The 17,811-nt window shown below is 67.4% G+C and carries 12 protein-coding genes, 2 tRNA genes and 2 pseudogenes; 15 read left to right on the plus strand and 1 reads right to left on the minus strand.

All coding sequences use genetic code 11. The annotated features are described in order from the left end of the window. Positions 1-181: 181 nt before the first annotated feature. The 12 genes and pseudogenes from AB0N75_RS06970 (at position 182) to AB0N75_RS07025 (ending at position 12,628) form a co-directional block, all read left to right on the plus strand. Positions 182-4,117 (plus strand): Rne/Rng family ribonuclease, encoded by a 3,936-nt coding sequence (locus AB0N75_RS06970; RefSeq protein WP_364647111.1) that lies wholly within the window; start codon positions 182-184, stop codon positions 4,115-4,117. A gap of 358 nt (positions 4,118-4,475) precedes the next feature. Next, positions 4,476-4,784, plus strand: coding sequence for a 50S ribosomal protein L21 (gene rplU, locus AB0N75_RS06975; RefSeq protein ID WP_127513859.1), 309 nt, complete (start codon positions 4,476-4,478; stop codon positions 4,782-4,784). A gap of 53 nt (positions 4,785-4,837) precedes the next feature. Further along, positions 4,838-5,098, plus strand: a complete 261-nt coding sequence (gene rpmA / locus AB0N75_RS06980) for a 50S ribosomal protein L27 (protein ID WP_364647114.1) — start codon at positions 4,838-4,840, stop codon at positions 5,096-5,098. 127 nt (positions 5,099-5,225) lie between these two features. Further along, positions 5,226-6,743: pseudogene (obgE, locus tag AB0N75_RS06985) on the plus strand (GTPase ObgE); the annotation flags it as partial. A gap of 10 nt (positions 6,744-6,753) precedes the next feature. Next, entirely contained in the window at positions 6,754-7,899 is a 1,146-nt protein-coding gene (proB, locus tag AB0N75_RS06990) for a glutamate 5-kinase (RefSeq protein WP_364647117.1), read from the plus strand. A gap of 80 nt (positions 7,900-7,979) precedes the next feature. Then, a complete protein-coding gene (locus AB0N75_RS06995; protein ID WP_364647120.1) occupies positions 7,980-9,296 on the plus strand; it encodes a glutamate-5-semialdehyde dehydrogenase in 1,317 nt (438 codons plus the stop codon). A gap of 127 nt (positions 9,297-9,423) precedes the next feature. Then, positions 9,424-9,657 (plus strand): hypothetical protein, encoded by a 234-nt coding sequence (locus AB0N75_RS07000; protein ID WP_364647123.1) that lies wholly within the window; start codon positions 9,424-9,426, stop codon positions 9,655-9,657. A gap of 45 nt (positions 9,658-9,702) precedes the next feature. Next, on the plus strand, positions 9,703-10,347 hold the full coding sequence (gene nadD / locus AB0N75_RS07005) for a nicotinate-nucleotide adenylyltransferase (RefSeq protein ID WP_364647864.1): 645 nt from the start codon (positions 9,703-9,705) through the stop codon (positions 10,345-10,347). A gap of 34 nt (positions 10,348-10,381) precedes the next feature. Further along, complete coding sequence (locus AB0N75_RS07010) at positions 10,382-11,824, plus strand: hypothetical protein (protein WP_364647126.1); 1,443 nt, start codon at positions 10,382-10,384, stop codon at positions 11,822-11,824. A gap of 40 nt (positions 11,825-11,864) precedes the next feature. Further along, positions 11,865-12,251, plus strand: coding sequence for a ribosome silencing factor (gene rsfS / locus AB0N75_RS07015; protein WP_364647129.1), 387 nt, complete (start codon positions 11,865-11,867; stop codon positions 12,249-12,251). Between the two features lie 154 nt (positions 12,252-12,405). After that, positions 12,406-12,478: transfer RNA gene (locus AB0N75_RS07020), tRNA-Ala, on the plus strand. 74 nt (positions 12,479-12,552) lie between these two features. Continuing rightward, positions 12,553-12,628, plus strand: a tRNA-Ala gene (locus AB0N75_RS07025). Positions 12,629-12,831: 203 nt separating this feature from the next. Here AB0N75_RS07025 and AB0N75_RS07030 read toward each other — a convergent pair. Next, a pseudogene (locus AB0N75_RS07030) lies at positions 12,832-13,926 on the minus strand (cysteine desulfurase-like protein); the annotation flags it as partial. 697 nt (positions 13,927-14,623) lie between these two features. Here AB0N75_RS07030 and AB0N75_RS07035 point away from each other — a divergent pair. The 3 genes from AB0N75_RS07035 to AB0N75_RS07045 are packed head-to-tail and all read left to right on the plus strand — an operon-like array spanning position 14,624 to position 17,787. Then, positions 14,624-15,931, plus strand: coding sequence for a glycine betaine/L-proline ABC transporter ATP-binding protein (locus AB0N75_RS07035; protein ID WP_364647132.1), 1,308 nt, complete (start codon positions 14,624-14,626; stop codon positions 15,929-15,931). Continuing rightward, positions 15,931-16,818, plus strand: a complete 888-nt coding sequence (locus AB0N75_RS07040; RefSeq protein ID WP_364647135.1) for a proline/glycine betaine ABC transporter permease — start codon at positions 15,931-15,933, stop codon at positions 16,816-16,818. The genes AB0N75_RS07035 and AB0N75_RS07040 overlap by 1 nt, the downstream gene beginning before the upstream one ends. 60 nt (positions 16,819-16,878) lie before the next feature. After that, entirely contained in the window at positions 16,879-17,787 is a 909-nt protein-coding gene (locus AB0N75_RS07045; protein ID WP_364647138.1) for a glycine betaine ABC transporter substrate-binding protein, read from the plus strand. Positions 17,788-17,811 lie beyond the last annotated feature (24 nt).

A 17,811-nucleotide genomic window follows, 5' to 3' on the forward strand; every position in this document is an offset into this window, starting at 1 on the left:
CGGCAGACGGAAAAGCGCCGCTGGTCCCCGGGTGTGCCGCGCCCCACGTGATGGCGCGAGCTCGGGTGATACCAAGACGACTTTCGGTGGCGGGCAGCCTCAGGCGCCCGGACACCCGGCTACATGCCCCCGAGGGCACCGGGATGTGGCCGGTGCCGCAAGGGTTGGAGCATAACTTTAAATGGACAATGAACAGGTAATACCCGCTACCTCTACACCGGCCGACTCGCCGGAGGGAACAGCCAAGAAACCGCCGCGCCCCCGCCGCAAGCCCACCGTGTCCGCACCGTCGCAGGACCAGCTGGATGTGCAACTGCCCGCCGCGGCCGTTGATTCCACTAACGACGGCGGTGCCTCCGCCGCAACGCCGGGCACCGACACGGCTTCCGCGCCGGAGCAGCCGGCCGGAGTAGCTGCGGAAAGCAGCCAGTCCGCCGCACCAGCGCCGGCAGCCACCACCCGGACCCGCCGGCCGCGCAAGACCGCCGCCGAGAAGGCCGCCGAAGCAGCGGCCGCGCAGGCCGCGCAGCCGGGCGAGGCTTCCGCCGCAGGAGCAGAGACTGCTGCCGCAAGTGCGGCCGAACCCGCCGCCGCCCCGGCTGCCGAGGCCGCACCTGCCGCGAAGGCCCGAACCCGCCAGCCGCGCAAGACCGCCGCGCAGAAGGCCGCCGAAGCGGCTGCCCAGGAAGCGGCACTGCAGGAAGGCAGCGACGCGCAGCCTGCCGAGACCGCTGAGGCCGCCGGAGGAGCCGCGCCGGACGGCGTGCTGGACCCTGCCGTGCAAACCGATGCCGAAACCGCGGGCAAGCCGGCCCGCCAGCGCCGCAGCCGTGCAGCGCAGCCGGTTGAGCAGCCCGTCGATGCCGACGGCATCCTGGAGGCCGAAGGCGCGGAGGAACCCGCCGAAAAGCCGGCTGGCCGCCGTCGCACTGCCGCCACCACGCGGACCCGCCGCAGCACCGCCGCGCAGGCCACCGAGGCTGCCGCAGCAGAACTGACCACCGCCGAAGGCGAGGCCCCGGCCGGCGCACCGGAGCCCGTAGCCGCGGAAGCTGACGCTTCGGGCGCCCAGGCAGCCACCGCCGATGCAGCCACCGCCGACCAGGCCGCCGGCACAGAGGCAGCCACCGCAGAGGCAGCCACCGCCGAGCAGGCCGCCGGCACAGAGGCAGCCACCGAGCCAGCCGCCGCGGCGGTGGGCGAGCAGCCCGTGAAGGCGCCCTCCCGCCGTCGTCGTTCCACCAAGGCGGCGGCCCCCGCCGCCACGGAAGGAACGGAAGCCACCGCCGCGGAGCAGTCTGCTCCCGCAGCCGGCCCCGCCGTCGAACCTGCCGCCGAAGCGGCTCAGGCCGAAGACGCAGCAACGGAATCCGGTGCCGGGAACGATCCGTTCAGCATTCCGTCCTCGCCGGTATCCCTGCTCTTCCACGCCCCTGACCTCTCCGCCGTCGCCGCGGCCAAGCAGGAACCGGCCGCGTCAGCGGACTCCGAAGAGGAAGACGAAGACGGCGGCCAGCGCCGCAGCCGCCGGAACCGCCGCGGACGCACCCGCAACCGTGCCGAGGCCGAGACCGGCAGCGGCGAGGCGGGCGGCACCGAAGGAACCGACGAGGCCGCCGAAACCGCAGAAGAAAGCGCGGCGGGGGAGAAGGACGGCGTGACGTCGCGCCGCCGCCGTCGTCGTCGCCGCGGCGATGCCGATCTGGAACTCACCGGCGGCTCGGAGGATGATCCGCCCAATACGGTCACCCGCGTTCGGGCACCGCGTCCGGTGGCGGAGACGGCCCCCAGCAACAAGGTGGCATCGGTCAAGGGCTCCACCCGGCTCGAGGCCAAGAAGCAGCGCCGCCGCGAATCCCGCGAGTCCGGCCGCCGCCGCCAGGTGATCACCGAGGCCGAGTTCCTGGCCCGCCGCGAATCCGTCGACCGCCAGATGGTGGTCCGCCAGCGCGACGACAGGATCCAGATCGGCGTGCTCGAAGACGGTGTGCTCGCCGAGCACTTCGTTTCCAAGACGCAGCAGGATTCGCTGATCGGCAACGTCTACCTGGGCAAGGTACAGAACGTGCTGCCCAGCATGGAAGCGGCCTTCATCGACATTGGCCGCGGCCGCAACGCCGTGCTCTACGCCGGCGAGGTCAACTGGGACGCTGCCCACCTGGACGGACAGCCGCGCCGGATCGAGCTGGCGCTGAAGTCCGGCGACTCGGTGCTGGTGCAGGTGACCAAGGACCCGGTGGGCCACAAGGGCGCCCGCCTGACCAGCCAGATCTCGCTGCCGGGCCGCTTCCTGGTCTATGTGCCCGGCGGCTCGATGACCGGCATCTCGCGCAAGCTGCCCGATGTGGAACGCAACCGGCTGAAGAAGATCCTCAAGGAACATGTTCCGGACGGTGCCGGCGTAATTGTGCGCACCGCGGCCGAAGGCGCCAGCGAAGAAGAGCTGATGAATGACATCAACCGGCTGCGCGCGCAGTGGGAAGGCATCGAATCGCGTGCCGGCTCCACCAAGACGCTGGCACCGGAAATGCTCTACGCGGAGCCGGATCTGACCATCAAGGTGGTCCGCGACGTGTTCAACGAGGACTTCTCCAAGCTGGTAGTTTCCGGCGAGGAAGCCTGGGACACCATCGAGGCCTACGTGACCTACGTGGCCCCGGACCTGGTGGACCGGCTGGAAAAGTGGACCTCGGAGACGGACATCTTCGCCGCCCAGCGGCTGGACGAGCAGATCCACAAGGCGCTGGACCGCAAGGTGTTCCTGCCGTCCGGCGGCTCGCTGGTGATCGACCGCACCGAGGCGATGACCGTGGTGGACGTCAACACCGGCAAGTTCACCGGCTCCGGCGGCAACCTCGAAGAAACCGTCACCAAGAACAACCTGGAGGCGGCCGAGGAGGTGGTCCGCCAGCTGCGGTTGCGCGACATCGGCGGCATCATCGTCATCGACTTCATCGACATGGTGCTGGAGTCCAACCGGGACCTGGTGCTGCGCCGGCTGGTCGAGTGCCTGGGCCGCGACCGCACCAAGCACCAGGTGGCCGAGGTGACCTCGCTGGGCCTGGTCCAGATGACGCGCAAGCGGATGGGCACCGGGCTGCTGGAGGTCTTCGGCGAGCAGTGCGAGCATTGCGCCGGCCGCGGCGTGATCACCCACGACGAACCGGTCGAGCACCGCCGCGCCAGCGCCGCGACCGAGCACCACCAGGTCCGGATCGAGAAGCGTTCGGAGCGGCAGTCCCGCAGCGAGAAGCGCCGCAGCCGCGGCCAGGGCCAGCAGGAGTCGCCCGCCGAGACGCCGGCACCAGTGGTGCAGGAGGACGACGCCGAGCGCAAGGCCAGGGCCGAGGCCGCCCGCGCGGCACTGGCCAACATCGCCGCCGCGGCCCATGCCGCCCACGAGGCGGAAGAGCACCCCGAGGCGGCCAAGGCCAAACAGCACGACGCCGAAGCAGCCCCCGCATCCGGCGGCCCTCGCAAGCCCGAAGCCGCCGCCGCAACGGCCCCGGCGCAGGGCCAGCCTGCCGCCTCCGGCCGCAAGCGCCGGTCGCGCCGTGCCGACGATTCCGGCATCGCAGCAGCCGCTGCCACCCCGGCAGCGACGGCCGACGAGGATGGCGGAGCGGGAGTGCTGAAGATCAACGGCGAGACCGTTGCCATTCCGCGTGCCACGCATGCTCCGGCGGCCGCCCCGGCAGAGCCGTCGCTGACCCTGGAAAGCCTGACCGAGGCCTTCAACAAGGTCGCCCCGGTGGAGAAGCCGGAGCGGACCGCCCCGGTAGCCGCACCGGAGCCGGTCGCTGCCGACCGGTCCGCTGGCGCCGAGGCTTCGGTGGCCGCTGATCAGGTCCGGCCCGCGGCCGCCGCCGAGCCGCAGGCTCCTGCCGCAGCCCCGGTCCGCAAGCCGCGCCGCCGTCGTGCTGCCAGCAGCCCGCAGGGTGCGGCCGACGCTCCGGTGGAGACCGTGGATGTCTCCATCTCTCCGGAAGGCAACGGCAGCCACCGGCACGCCGCAGCGGCGCCGGCAGCGCCCGCCTTGGCCGAGGCGGCGGCAGGCAAGTCCGAAGCCGCCGCTCCGCTGGTGCTGGGCGTGGGAGTGCCGGCCTCGGAGCTGTAGCAGCCAGTTTCAGCACAGGCCGCGGACCCTTTGGGGCCGCGGCCTGTGCCGTCCCCGCCGTGTCGCGGAGCGGAAATGCACGCGTCCCGGCATGACGGCAGTAGTATTACTAGGTGCGACCGAGCGGATTCCAGTCCGCCCGCGCCAGGTAAAGGATCACGCAGAGCCCCTCCGGCACTCCCGGAGCCGCTGGTTTGCGGCGGATAGCCGCAATAGCGTAATCTAGATCTTCGGTGCGTACGCCTTCGAAGGGTTTCCACCCGCAGGCGCGGATGCACAGTGCTTTCCAGGCCGTCATGAACGTGCCTGCGTATTCGAGCAAAAACTGTAATAAACGTCTAGAGAAGTGAGTTCCCAAGTGGTGTACGCGATTGTCCGCGCCGGCGGCCGCCAAGAAAAGGTTTCCGTTGGAGACCTCGTGACCCTTGACCGCGTCCCCGGTGAGGCTGGTAGCACCATCGAGCTGCCTGCTCTGCTCCTGGTCGACGGCGACAAGGTCACCTCTGCTGTCGATGCCTTGGCCAACGTCAAGGTCACCGCCGAGATCGTCGAGAATCTCCGCGGTCCGAAGATCGTCATCCAGAAGTACAAGAACAAGACCGGCTACAAGAAGCGCCAGGGCTACCGTTCTGCACTGACCAAGGTCAAGGTCACCGGAATCGCGTAAGCGGTCCGCTGACTTTCTGTAACGTTCCTAAGATCAAAAGGTAGGCAAAACAAATGGCACATAAGAAGGGTGCGAGTTCCACTCGCAACGGCCGCGACTCCAACGCTCAGTACTTGGGCGTCAAGCGCTTCGGTGGCCAGGTAGTTTCCGCCGGCGAGATCATCGTCCGCCAGCGCGGTACCCACTTCCACCCCGGCGCCAACGTCGGCCGTGGCGGCGACGACACGCTGTTCGCCCTTGAGGCCGGTGCCGTTGAGTTCGGTACCCGCCGCGGACGCCGCGTGGTCAACATCGTGGCAGCGGCTGCGGAGTAATCTTCCAGCAGCAAAATGCTTTCCAGTGAGGCGGGCCGACGGTCCGCCTCACTGGTGTTTTAACCAGACTAGAATCACTGGTGGGCCGTTTCAGTTGTGGCCCATCGGCATAGAGGAGATCGATCACGTGGCAACATTCGTTGACCGGGTAGTCCTGCACGTTTCCGGCGGATCCGGTGGCCACGGTTGCGTCTCCGTCAAGCGCGAGAAGTTCAAGCCCCTGGGCGGGCCCGACGGCGGCAACGGCGGCAACGGCGGCGACGTGATCCTCCGCGTGGACAGCCAGACCACCACGCTGCTGGACTACCACCACGCCCCGCACCGCCATGCCACCAACGGCGGGCCCGGGATGGGGGACTGGCGCGGCGGCAAGAACGGCGCCACGCTGGTGCTGCCCGTGCCGGACGGCACGGTGGTCAAGACGAAGAACGGCGATGTGCTCGCCGACTTGGTGGGCGACGGCACCGAGTTCGTGGCCGCCGCCGGCGGCCAGGGCGGGCTCGGCAACTCCGCGCTGGCATCGGCCAAGCGCAAGGCCCCCGGGTTTGCCCTGCTGGGCATTCCGGGCGACGAGCGGGACATCGTCCTGGAGCTGAAGTCCATCGCCGATGTGGCGCTGGTCGGATTCCCCTCCGCGGGCAAGTCCAGCCTGATTGCTGCCATGTCCGCGGCGCGCCCGAAGATCGCCGACTACCCGTTCACCACACTGGTGCCGAACCTGGGCGTGGTGCAGGCAGGCGACGTGCGGTTCACCATCGCCGATGTGCCCGGGCTGATCGAAGGCGCCAGCGAGGGCAAGGGGCTGGGCCACAACTTCCTGCGCCACGTGGAGCGCTGCGCGGCCATGGTGCATGTGCTGGACTGCGCCGCGCTGGAAGCGGACCGCGACCCGCTGTCCGACCTGGACATCATCGAGCGCGAACTGGAACAGTACGCCGTGGACATGAGCTACGCCGGTGCCGACGGCGACGTGGTCCCGCTGAACGAGCGCCCCAAGCTGGTGGCGCTGAACAAGGTTGACGTGCCGGACGGCCGCGACATGGCCGAGTTTGTGCGCCCCGAGCTGGAAAAGCGCGGATACCGAGTTTTCGACGTGTCGGCCTCCAGCCACGAGGGCCTGCGTCAACTGGGCTTCGCCATGGCCGAGATCGTCACCAAGGCCCGCGCCGAAGTGAAGGCCGCGCCGCCGAAGGTCGCGCCTGCCGTGCTGCGCCCGCGGTCCGTGAACGACCGCGGCTTCATCATCCGCCGTGAAGAGAAGAACCTGGAACCGCTGTTCCGGGTGCTGGGCGACAAGCCCGAGCGGTGGGTCAAGCAGACCGACTTCAACAACGACGAAGCCGTGGGCTACCTCTCCGACCGGCTGGCCAAGCTGGGGGTCGAGGACCAGCTGTTCAAGTCCGGAGCGCGCCCGGGGGACACCGTGGTGATCGGCGAGGACGACGCAGTGGTCTTCGACTGGGAGCCCACCATGGCCGCCGGCGCGGAGCTGCTGTCCTCCCCGCGCGGCACCGACCTGCGCCTGATGGAGTACATCCGGCCCACCCGCGAAGAGAAGCGCGAGCAGTACCAGGAGCGCAAGGAGGCCAGGGCCGCCACCCGCGCCGAGCTCGAGGCCGAGCGCAAGTCAGGAGTCTGGATCGAGAAGGAAGACCATGACGACGACGATGAGCTCTGAGCCGGCCACGGCAGCCGGCCGGACCCTGCTGGCCACGGCGGATCGCCTGGTGGTCAAGGTCGGCTCGTCCTCGCTGACCTCGGTGGCCGGTGGCATCTCCGAGGAGGCGCTGCTGTCCCTGGTGGAAGTCCTGGCAACGCGCCGCAATGCCGGCACCGAAGTCATCCTGGTGTCCTCCGGAGCCATCGCCGCCGGACTGGCCCCACTGGGCCTGGGCCGCCGGCCCAAGGACCTGGCCACCCAGCAGGCCGCGGCCAGCGTGGGACAGGGCCTGTTGATGGCCCGCTACACGCAGGCCTTCGGCGCCCGCGGCATCACTGTCAGCCAGGTGCTGCTGACCGCCGAGGACCTGATGCGCCGCCAGCACTACGCCAACGCCTACCGGGCGATGCACCGGCTGCTGCACCTCGGCGTCGTCCCTGTGGTCAACGAGAACGACACCGTGGCCACGCACGAAATCCGCTTCGGCGACAACGACCGGCTGGCCGCGCTGGTGGCGCACCTGGTCAAGGCCGACGCGCTGCTGCTGCTGTCCGACGTCGATGCGCTCTACGACGGTCCGCCCAAGGACGGCGCGCAGCGGATTCCGCTGGTGTCCGGGCCGGAGGATCTGGATGGCGTGAACATCGGCCGCACCGGCGCCGCGGGTGTCGGCACAGGCGGCATGATGACCAAGGTCGAGGCCGCCGGAATCGCGGCCGGCTCGGGCATCCCGGCACTGGTCACGTCCACGCCGAACGCGGCCCGCGCGCTGGCCGGCGAGGACGTGGGAACCTGGTTTGCGGTCAGCGGCACCCGCCGGCCGCCGCGGCTGCTGTGGCTGGCGCACTTGGCCTCCGTGCAGGGCCGGCTCATCCTTGACGACGGCGCCGTGCAGGCCGTGCGGGACAAGCACCGGTCACTGCTGCCGGCCGGCATCGTCTCGGTCAAGGGCGACTTCGAACCGGGGGATCCGGTGGAACTGGCCGACGGCGACGGCCGGGTGGTGGCCCGCGGCCTGGTCAACTTCTCCTCCTATGAACTGCCGCGGATGCTCGGCCGCTCCACCAAGGAACTCGCGGCGTCGCTGGGCAGGCAGTACGAACGCGAAATCATCCACGTCGACGATCTGGTGGTGCTCTGAACCACCCCGCCGCCGGGCCGACGGCGTAACGTGACCTCCGTCGTCGTACTTCCCGTGGCGCACCGGCTAAAATCTGCTGTATGACCCAGACAGCCTCTTCCCAGCCCACGACCGAAGCGACCCAGGACGGCCAGAAGCCGGATGCCGCCGCGGCCGTTGAGGCCATTGCGGTCCGGTCCCGGAACGCAGCGCGGCGGATGGCACGGGCCAACCGGGCGTGGAAGGACAAGGCGCTGCGGGAGATCGCCGAGTCGCTGGTCGCCAAACGCGACGTGGTGCTGCAGGCCAACCGCCAAGACGTGGAAGAAGGCAAGGCAAACGGCACCAGCGCCGCGCTGCTGGACCGGCTGACGCTGGACACCAAGCGGATCGATGGGCTGGCCGCCGCACTGGAGAACCTTGCCGCGCTGCCTGATCCGGTGGGGACCGTGATGCGCGGACAGACCCTGCCGAACGGACTGCGGCTGCGCCAAGTCCATGTCCCGATGGGCGTTGTGGCCGCCATCTACGAGGCACGCCCGAACGTCACCGTGGACATCGCCGGCCTGGCGCTCAAGAGCGGCAATGCCGTGATCCTGCGCGGCGGCAGCGCGGCCCGGCACACCAATGTTGCGCTGCTGGGCATCATCCGCGATGCGCTGGACCGGGTGGGCCTGCCCTCCGACGCGGTGCAGAGCGTGGACGACTACGGCCGGGACGGCGCCAACGCCCTGATGCAGGCGCGCGGGCTGGTGGACGTGTTGATTCCGCGCGGCGGCCGCGAGTTGATCCAGTCTGTGGTCAACAACGCGAAGGTGCCGGTGATCGAGACCGGCGAAGGCAACGTCCACATCTACCTGGACGAGTCCGCGGGCACGGAGATGGCCGTGGACATCCTGCTCAACGCCAAAACGCAGCGGCCGTCGGTGTGCAACACCGTGGAGACCCTGCTGGTGCACCGCGATGCCGCGGCCACGGCAGATGTGCTCGCAGCCCTGGCCGGAGCCGGAGTGCGGCTGCACGTGGACCAGCGCGTGGCCGGCATCCTGCCGTCCGGCGTCGAAGCGACCGCCGCCACAGACGAGGACTGGGCCCGCGAATACATGGACCTGGACCTTGCGGTGGCCATGGTGGACTCCATGGACGATGCGCTGCGGCACATCCGGACCTGGACCACGGGGCACACCGAAGCGATCCTTACCAATGACCTGCGCAACGCTGAGCGGTTCATCGCAGAGATCGATTCGGCAGCGGTAATCGTCAACGCCTCCACCCGGTTTACCGACGGCGGGGAACTTGGTCTGGGCGCTGAGGTGGGTATTTCCACGCAGAAGATGCATGCCCGCGGCCCGATGGGCCTGCGTGAGCTGACCACTACCAAATGGATCGTGCAGGGCGACGGCCAGGTCCGCGACTGAACCTGTAGCGAGCCGGCGCAGTTCCGGCGCTGAATCACGGTTCCGCTGCCGGAACGCGTACCATGAGTAGGAAGCCATATCCCCGTCCGCCTGAGCGCGGCCGGACTGAAAACATCAAGGGAGAATCATGCTGTCTCAGGTCCTCGACGCCGCACTGGTGGCCAGCGAAGCCGCCCACGTCGAACTTCCCGTCCCCGCGTGGGCCATCGGCGTCGGATTCATGACGCTGTTCGTGCTCCTGATGTTTGCCACGATCGCGTTCACCAGCGTGGGCCAGCGCCACTCGGCCGTCGAGGAGCAGGTGGACCCGCACCGCCAGTTCCCGAATAAGCACGACCACGGCCAAGCCGCGCGCCACTAGCCGTTCGTGCCCGCGCTGCCTGTTGAAGCCCCGCAAGCCGGAGAACTGCACCTCACTTACCCGGGGCGCAAGCTCCGGCTTGGCGTCATGGGCGGAACATTCGATCCGATCCACCACGGACACTTGGTGGCAGCCAGCGAGGTAGCGTCCGTGTTCGGCCTGGATGAGGTGGTCTTCGTACCCACCGGCCAGCCGTGGCAGAAAACCGGACGCGACGTCAGTCCGGCCGAACACCGCTACCTGATGACGGTGATCGCCACGGCATCCAACCCGAGGTTCACGGTCAGCCGGGTGGACATCGAACGTCCGGGCCTGACCTACACCATTGATACGTTGCGGGACCTGCGCGCGGCGCGACCCGACGCCGAACTGTTCTTCATCACCGGAGCGGACGCGCTGGCGCAGATCATGTCCTGGAAGGACATCGACGAGTTGTGGTCGCTGGCGCACTTTGTGGGCGTGACCAGGCCGGGGCATGAACTGCATAATCTGGGCCGCAAGGACGTCAGCCTGCTGGAGGTTCCTGCGATGGCCATTTCCTCCACGGATTGCCGGGAGCGCGTGGGCGAGGACCAGCCCGTCTGGTACCTGGTTCCGGATGGCGTAGTACAGTACATAGCCAAGTACGGTCTCTACCGGCGCTCGTCGCAGGGCGCCGCAGTGACGAGCCAACTTGAACCGAGCCAATGAAATCAGTCGTTTATTACTGGGTGATCAGCAAAGCATGAGCAATCAATCCCAGCCGCCGCGCAGCCGCCGGGACCTCCGGAGGCAGCGCGATGGCGCCGTTACGGGTCCGGAGTCTGCCTCCGGGATCGTCCCGCAGGCACCGGATGCCCAAGCAAGTGCCCCGGTCGACGGCGGGGGAGACGCTGCCGCAGCCTCCGGCGACGCAGCCCCTCCAGCCTCCCGCGAACGCCAGGGCGAACGCTCCTCGCAGACCCGCGCCCGCGAGCGTGAGGCACGCCGTGCGCTCAAGACCCTGACCGCAGCCCTGCCGCAGATCCCCGCCCCGGAGCGGGAACAGGTGCCTACCCGGCGCCAGCTGCGCCAACAGCAATTGCAGCGTGAAAACCCCGGTCTGGCCCCCGAGGCGCCGGTGGATGGCCCAGCCCGTACCACGGGCACCGCTGGCGGCCGTGCCGGTGGCTCCGGCGTTCCGGCTGCTGATCCCGCCCGTTCGTTGGCCAAGCCAACGGACAGTCGTGCCCGCACCGCGGCTCAGCCTGCGGATGGCCGGGCCCGGACCTCGGCGGCTCCGGCTGACGCCCCGTATGAGCCACAGCGTCCACCGATCGAAGGCGGCCGCCGTGCCCGGCGCAGCGGCGACACCGGCCGGCACCCGGTCCAGCCGCAGGCCGAGGGACAGGAACCACAGCTCTCCGCCGCCGGACGCGAGGCAGTCGACGCCGGCGAGATGAGCGTGGAGCAGGCCCTGGCCGCCCGCGACCTGCTGATGGGCCAGGCCAAGAACATGGTCGCCATGATGGAGGCTCGGCAGGAAGAGTCTCCGCATGAGGTGGACCTGGAACTGCTGGCGCAGCAGAAGGCCCTGGCCGAGCGTGCCGCAGTCCTCAACCGCCGGGCTGCCGATAAGAAGCGGCTCAGCGACGAGAACGAACAGCGCCGGCACTCGGCCACGGACCGGCCAATACCGGACATAGCTTCGGCACCGATGGAGTTTGTGGCCGTGCCGGGATCCGACCAACACGTGCTCCGGCCGTCCTCGACGTCCTATGTTCCCGTGGTGACGACGCCGGTAGCGCCGGCTCCGACGCCTCCTGCCCGGCAGACTGGCTCCGCACGGCAGGCAGCCCCCGCGCAGCGGCGGCCCGCAGCACAGGTACCGAAGCCGGAAGCTTCCGCCGCAACCCGGGCTGTGCCGGTGCCGCGGGAAGCAAAGCCGGCACCCAGCGCCGCCCAGGCAACGGGTGCCGCGCCGCGGTCAAAGATCCTGGCCGAAGCCGAAGCGCTGGCCGGGGGACGCAGCGCTACCATCCACCCGCTCAAGGCCAGCAGTGCCCACGGACTGGATCCACTCGACGCCCGGACCGCGGGGCTGGCCCGCGTCCATCGGACCCGGCTTGCCGTCGGTGCCGCACTGGTGCTTGGCGCCGCTGCCTTCGCAGCGGGAATCGCCATGATGCTTGGACTTTTCGGCGGCTGAAGCCGCCAATCAATAGCTGGTTTACATTTCAAGGAGACACATGACCGCACCCGAAAGCTCTATCGCCATTGCGCGCACCGCCGCCAAGGCAGCCAGCGACAAGATCGCCGAGGACATCGTCGCCATCGATGTCAGCGAGCGGCTGGCCATCACTGATGTGTTCCTGATCGCCTCGGCGCAGACCGAACGGCAGGTCAACGCGATCGTCGACGGCATCGAAGAGGAACTGCACAAGCAGGACCTGCGCCCGGTCCGCCGTGAAGGCCGATCCGAAGGACGCTGGGTACTGCTGGACTACGCCGGCGTTGTCATCCATGTGCAGCACCAGGAGGACCGCGTCTTCTATGCCCTGGAACGGCTGTGGAAGGATTGCCCGCCCATCGACCTGCAACTGGACGAGAAGCCGGCGTCAACGGGGACTGAGTAGCCGAGGGTGAACGTGGCACCTGCGGCAGGGTACCGCCCTGCGCGGCGCCGGTGGCACGTTCCGAACCCGTCTGCTGATTTGGAATCCGTGCCGTTCTCTGCATAGAATATTCAAGTTGCTTCGAAGGAAGCGGCACGGAATCCGCAAGGATAACGGGGCTGTGGCGCAGCTGGTAGCGCACCTGCATGGCATGCAGGGGGTCAGGGGTTCGAGTCCCCTCAGCTCCACTCGTGAAGACACCATCGGTGATATTCACGCAGTGGAATACATGCCGTTACGTCGGCAAAGACTTCCATTTCAAGGGGCTGTGGCGCAGCTGGTAGCGCACCTGCATGGCATGCAGGGGGTCAGGGGTTCGAGTCCCCTCAGCTCCACCAAGATGATGTGTGAGACATCCTTTGCACGGATGACTCCGCTGATGGTCAACACCCCGGTCTTCGGACCGGGGTGTTTTCTTTGTCCGGCCTGCGCCGTCTTCAGAGGAACTTTGACAGTGCCGTGATGAGGCGGTCGATCTCAGCGTCGTCTTGTAGGGTGCGAGTCCAACGCGCATGCCGGCATCGACAGCGAGCTTGAGGGCTTGGAAGGGCTCGTGGGCGTAGAAGCTGCCGGCGGGAGCGAGGATGTCCTGGTCTGCAAGGAACTGAGAGACTTCGTTTGCGTTCTTGTCGCGGAAGGTAAAGAACAGGGTCGGGGTGCGCTCTGCTGCGGTCGAGTGAATGGTGATGCGGTCCCCGAGGTCGGCGAGACCTTCTTCGATGCGCTGACGCAGCCGCACTTCGTGGTGCTCGATGAGGTGGTGGGCAGCGATTAGCCGTTCCCGCCGCGGGCCCTTGTCCGGCGCGAGCCCCGCGATGAAGTCCACAGCCGCGGTTGTGCCGGCCATGATTTCGTAGGGCAAAGTGCCGAGCTCGAATCGCTCGGGGACCTTGTTGGTAGAAGGTAGCAGCTTGTCAGGTTTCAGGGTCTCCAGCAGGCCGGGTTCGGCGGCGAGAGCGGCGCAGTGCGGCCCGAAGAACTTATACGGCGAACAAGTGAAGAAGTCCGCACCCAGCGCCTTGATGTCGACTGCGGCGTGGGCGGTGTAATGCACGCCATCGACATAAACGAGGGCGCCGACCTTGTGTGCGCGCGCCGCGATTCGCGCGACCGGGGGCATGGTGCCCAGCAGGTTGGAAGCAGCGGTGACGGCAACCAGCCTAGTGCGCTCATTGACGATCTCGTCGACAGTGGATAGATCAAGTTCTGCGGTGCCGGGGTCGACCGGAATCCAGCGGACGGTGACGCCTGCTGTTTCGGCGGCCTGGAGCCAGGGCCGGATGTTTGAGTCGTGGTCGAGCCCGGAGACGACGATCTGGTCATCTGGTTTCCACGTCTTTGCCAGAGTGCGTGAGAAGTCGTAGGCAATCTGGGTGGCGCTGCGCCCGTACACGATCCCTTCGGGAGAGGCGCCGAGCAGGTCGGCTACGGCGGTGCGGAAACCCGAGACGGCGTTCTCGGCATTGAGTTCGCTGGCGACCGATGTGCCGCGGTTGGACAACGGGCCGGTCAAGGTGCGGGCAATCGCCTGTCCCACAACCGCTGGCGTTTGCGTGCCTCCGGGGCCGTCAAAATGAGCCAGTCCAGACGTCAGTGACGGGAACTCGGCGCGGAGGGCGGAAACATCGATCGTCATGCTGCTCCTTAGTTTTTGAGTGCGCTTGTGCTTGTCGAGCACGAAGGCCGCCACTGCTCACGTGTGTCGAGCGTGACACCACCGGCGTCCATTGCCAAGGAGGCTTCCATGTTTGCCCTGTGTCCCCCCGGTCTTCAGGCCCGGAAGCGCGCAGGCTCGGGCTGCCCTCCTGGTGTCATTGCTGGGCGGGCCGGAGGAAGGCTGTCCGGGAATGCGTGCCGTCCGCGGGGGATCCCGACAGCCACGCTCCAAGCGAGGCCGGTGTGTTGCGCAGGACGCATCCACTTGCGAAATAGTGCCATTTTCCGCGCCGGTGGTCACGATGGCATAACTCCTTGACAGCCCCGGGATTACGGGGCCAAACCGCTGCTAGCCTGCAATGACCTCAACGGTTTCCGTCCAATATTCAGCTCAGAGTGAACATCGGATTGTTACGGTTGGGGACGAACAACCAGTAATACGAACGGCATGTGGGCGAGCTATGCAGACCCGTGGCGGAGTCCACATGTGCTGGACGTCGAACTGGCGGTTGGGGGAGCTTCCCGTCATCGCTTCGGCGAAACCGTCTTTCTGGGCGCCGTAACCACGGCAACCAGGAGCATCTGAGTTTGACGCGTGTAGTTGTCCGCAAAAGACCAAGCACCAATCGCTGCAAAACTGTCCGTTCCTGGCGGGGCTGCAGCGTAGACGGGCCGTAGTGAACGAACAAATCGCACTGAGCGTACAAAATGTCTATAAGGTTTTCGGCAAGCGACCGGCCGAAGCCGTGAAGCGACTGAAGGCCGGAAAGACGCGCGAGGAGGTCTCCGCGCTGGGGACCGCAGCAGTGATCGACGCGTCGTTCGATGTCCGGGCCGGTGAAATCTTCGTGGTGATGGGGCTCTCCGGCTCCGGCAAGTCGACGTTGATCCGCACACTCAACGGACTGCAGCCGCAGACCGCGGGCAACGTGGTGGTCGGCGGCACGGATATTTCGACGATCTCCGACGGCGAGCTCCGGAAAGTCCGGCAGCAAAAGATCTCCATGGTCTTCCAGCACTTCGCCCTCATGCCGCACCGCACCGTGGCGGACAACGCCGCCTACGCCCTCGAGGTGCAGGGCGTGGCCAAGGCCGAACGGCTTGCCCAGGCAGAGAAAGTGCTGAAGCTGGTGGGGTTGGAAGGCTGGGGCGCCAAGTTCCCGGCGGAGCTCTCCGGCGGTATGCAGCAGCGCGTCGGCCTGGCCCGTGCGCTGTGCGCGGAGACCGACATTCTGTTGATGGACGAGGCCTTCTCCGCCCTGGACCCGCTGATCCGCCGCGAAATGCAGGAACAGTTGGTCGCGCTGCAGGCGGACCTGGGCAAGACCATTGTGTTCATCACGCACGACCTGAACGAGGCCATGTTCCTCGGCGACCGGATCGCCGTGATGCGAGACGGCCGGATTGTGCAGATCGGCACGCCCGACGACATCCTGACGCACCCCGCGAACGACTACGTGGCGCAGTTCGTCCAGGACGTGGACCGGACGCGCGTGCTGACTGCCGGATCGGTGATGGAGCCGGCCCGCGCCGTCGTCAATCTCTCGAGCGGACCGCGGAACGCGCTGCGCACCATGCGCGACCTGCAGACCTCGGCAGCCTTCGTGGTGGACCGGCGCCGGACCTTCTTCGGCACGGTACGCGACCGGGATGTGATGCATCTGGTCGAATCGCGGGCGCAGGATCTGGCCGCCGCGGTGCGCAACGGCAACGGCCCGGTGCGGGCCGAGACGCCGCTCGCGGAACTCTTTGGCCTGGCCGTGGAGAGTCCCATCCCGCTGCCCGTGGTTGATGACGAGGGCAGGCTGGTGGGCGTGATACCCCGGGTGACGCTGCTGGCCGCGCTGGGCAACGTACCGTCCAGCACCACAGACCTTCCGATCGTCGAAAGCGCTCCCGCGCCGATACCCGAACAGGAAGTCACACGCACGCTCAACAAGACATCAATGGATGTCACGACGCCGGTTGAAGGGGGGACCCGCTAGTGGATCTCGAATTCCGCATCCCGCTGGGCGACTGGGTCGACGTCGCTCTGGACTGGCTGTTGGCGACCTTTGCCGGCCTCTTCGCCTTTATCCGCAGCGTCTTCCTGGGGGCTTACGACAGCCTGGAGTGGCTGCTTATCACGCCTCCCTCCTGGGTGATTATCATCGTCTTCGCGGCCATCGCTTACGCGGCCAAGGGCTGGAAGCTGGCGCTGGGCACCGCAGTGGGCTTCCTGCTGATCGTCGGCGTGAACCAGTGGGAACATGCCATGGAGTCGTTCGCGCTGGTCATCGTCGCCACCGTGGTGGCCATTCTCATCAGCATCCCGGCCGGCATCCTCGCCGCCAGTTCCGACACCGCCTCGGCCATCATCCGGCCGATCCTGGACTTCATGCAGACCATGCCCGCCATGGTGTACCTGATTCCTGCCCTGGTGATGTTCCGGGTCGGCGTGGTTCCCGGCATCATCGCCACCATCATCTTCTCCATGGCACCCGGCGTGCGGTTCACCGAGCTGGGCATCCGCGGGGTGGACAAGGAAGTGGTGGAGGCCGGCTACGCCTTCGGGTCCAGCCCGGGCAGCATCCTGCGCAAGATCCAACTGCCGCTGGCCATGCCCACGATCATGGCGGGCATCAACCAGGTGATCATGCTGGCGCTGTCCATGGTGGTCATTGCAGGGATGGTCGGCGCCGGCGGATTGGGCGGCGAAGTGGTCGCCAGCTTGAACCGGATCGACGCCGGCCTCGGGTTCGAAGCCGGACTGGCAGTAGTCATCCTCGCCATCTTCCTGGACCGAGTCACTGCCAGCGTGGGTAAGGCATCACAGCCAGGAGGGCGCCAGCGCGTCAGCCGGACAGCGAAACGAAGTCTGCAGGACGCCTGACGCGGTTAGCTGCAAGACCAATCAACGTGCCCTCAGTGGGCATAACGAAGGGGAACAACAATGAAGCACTACAGCAAGCTGGCGGCCGTAGCCGCCGTCGCAGCCCTCGGACTGACGGCCTGTGGCAACGGTGGCGGCGAGTCCGGCGGGCAGGCAGCCAGCGGCCTGGACAACGGCGACCAGCAGGACGTCACCATCGCGGTCTTCAACGGCTGGGATGAGGGCATCGCGGCGTCGGAACTGTGGAAGGCCATCCTGGAGGATAAGGGCTACAAGGTCACGCTGGAGTACGCAGACCCGGCCCCGGTGTTCTCCGGCCTGTCCACGGGGGACTATGACCTGACCTTGGATACCTGGCTGCCGGTCACGCACGCCAGCTATTTGGAAGAGTACGGCGACAAGATCACCGAACTGGGTCAGTGGAACGACGAGGCCAAGCTGACCATCGCGGTGAACGAGGACGCCCCGGTCGACTCGCTCAAGGACCTTGCCGCCAATGCCGACCAGTTCGACAACCGCTTGGTGGGCATCGAGCCCGGCGCCGGCCTGACCGAGGCCACCACCAAGAACGTCATCCCGACCTACGGCCTGGACAAGATGGAGTACCTGACCTCATCCACCCCGGCCATGCTCTCCGAGCTGAAGTCGGCCACCGCCGCCGGCGAGAACATCGCCGTGACGCTGTGGCGCCCGCACTGGGCCTACGATGCCTTCCCGCTCAAGGACCTCGAAGATCCCGAGGGAACCCTCGGCGATACCGAGGGCATCTACGCCTACTCCAGCACCAGCTTCGCGGAGGACTTCCCGACCCTGGCCGGTTGGTTGAAGGACTTCAAGATGGACTCCGAGACCCTGTACTCGCTGGAGAACGCCATGTTCAACGAGGCAGACACCGACGACTACGGCCCGGTCGTGGAAAAGTGGATCGGTGAAAACCAGGAGTACGTGGACGGCCTGACCGCCAAGTAAGGCAGCCCGGAACACCAGCATCAA

The organism is Arthrobacter sp. NPDC089319 (assembly GCF_040684925.1).
GTDB lineage: Bacteria > Actinomycetota > Actinomycetes > Actinomycetales > Micrococcaceae > Crystallibacter.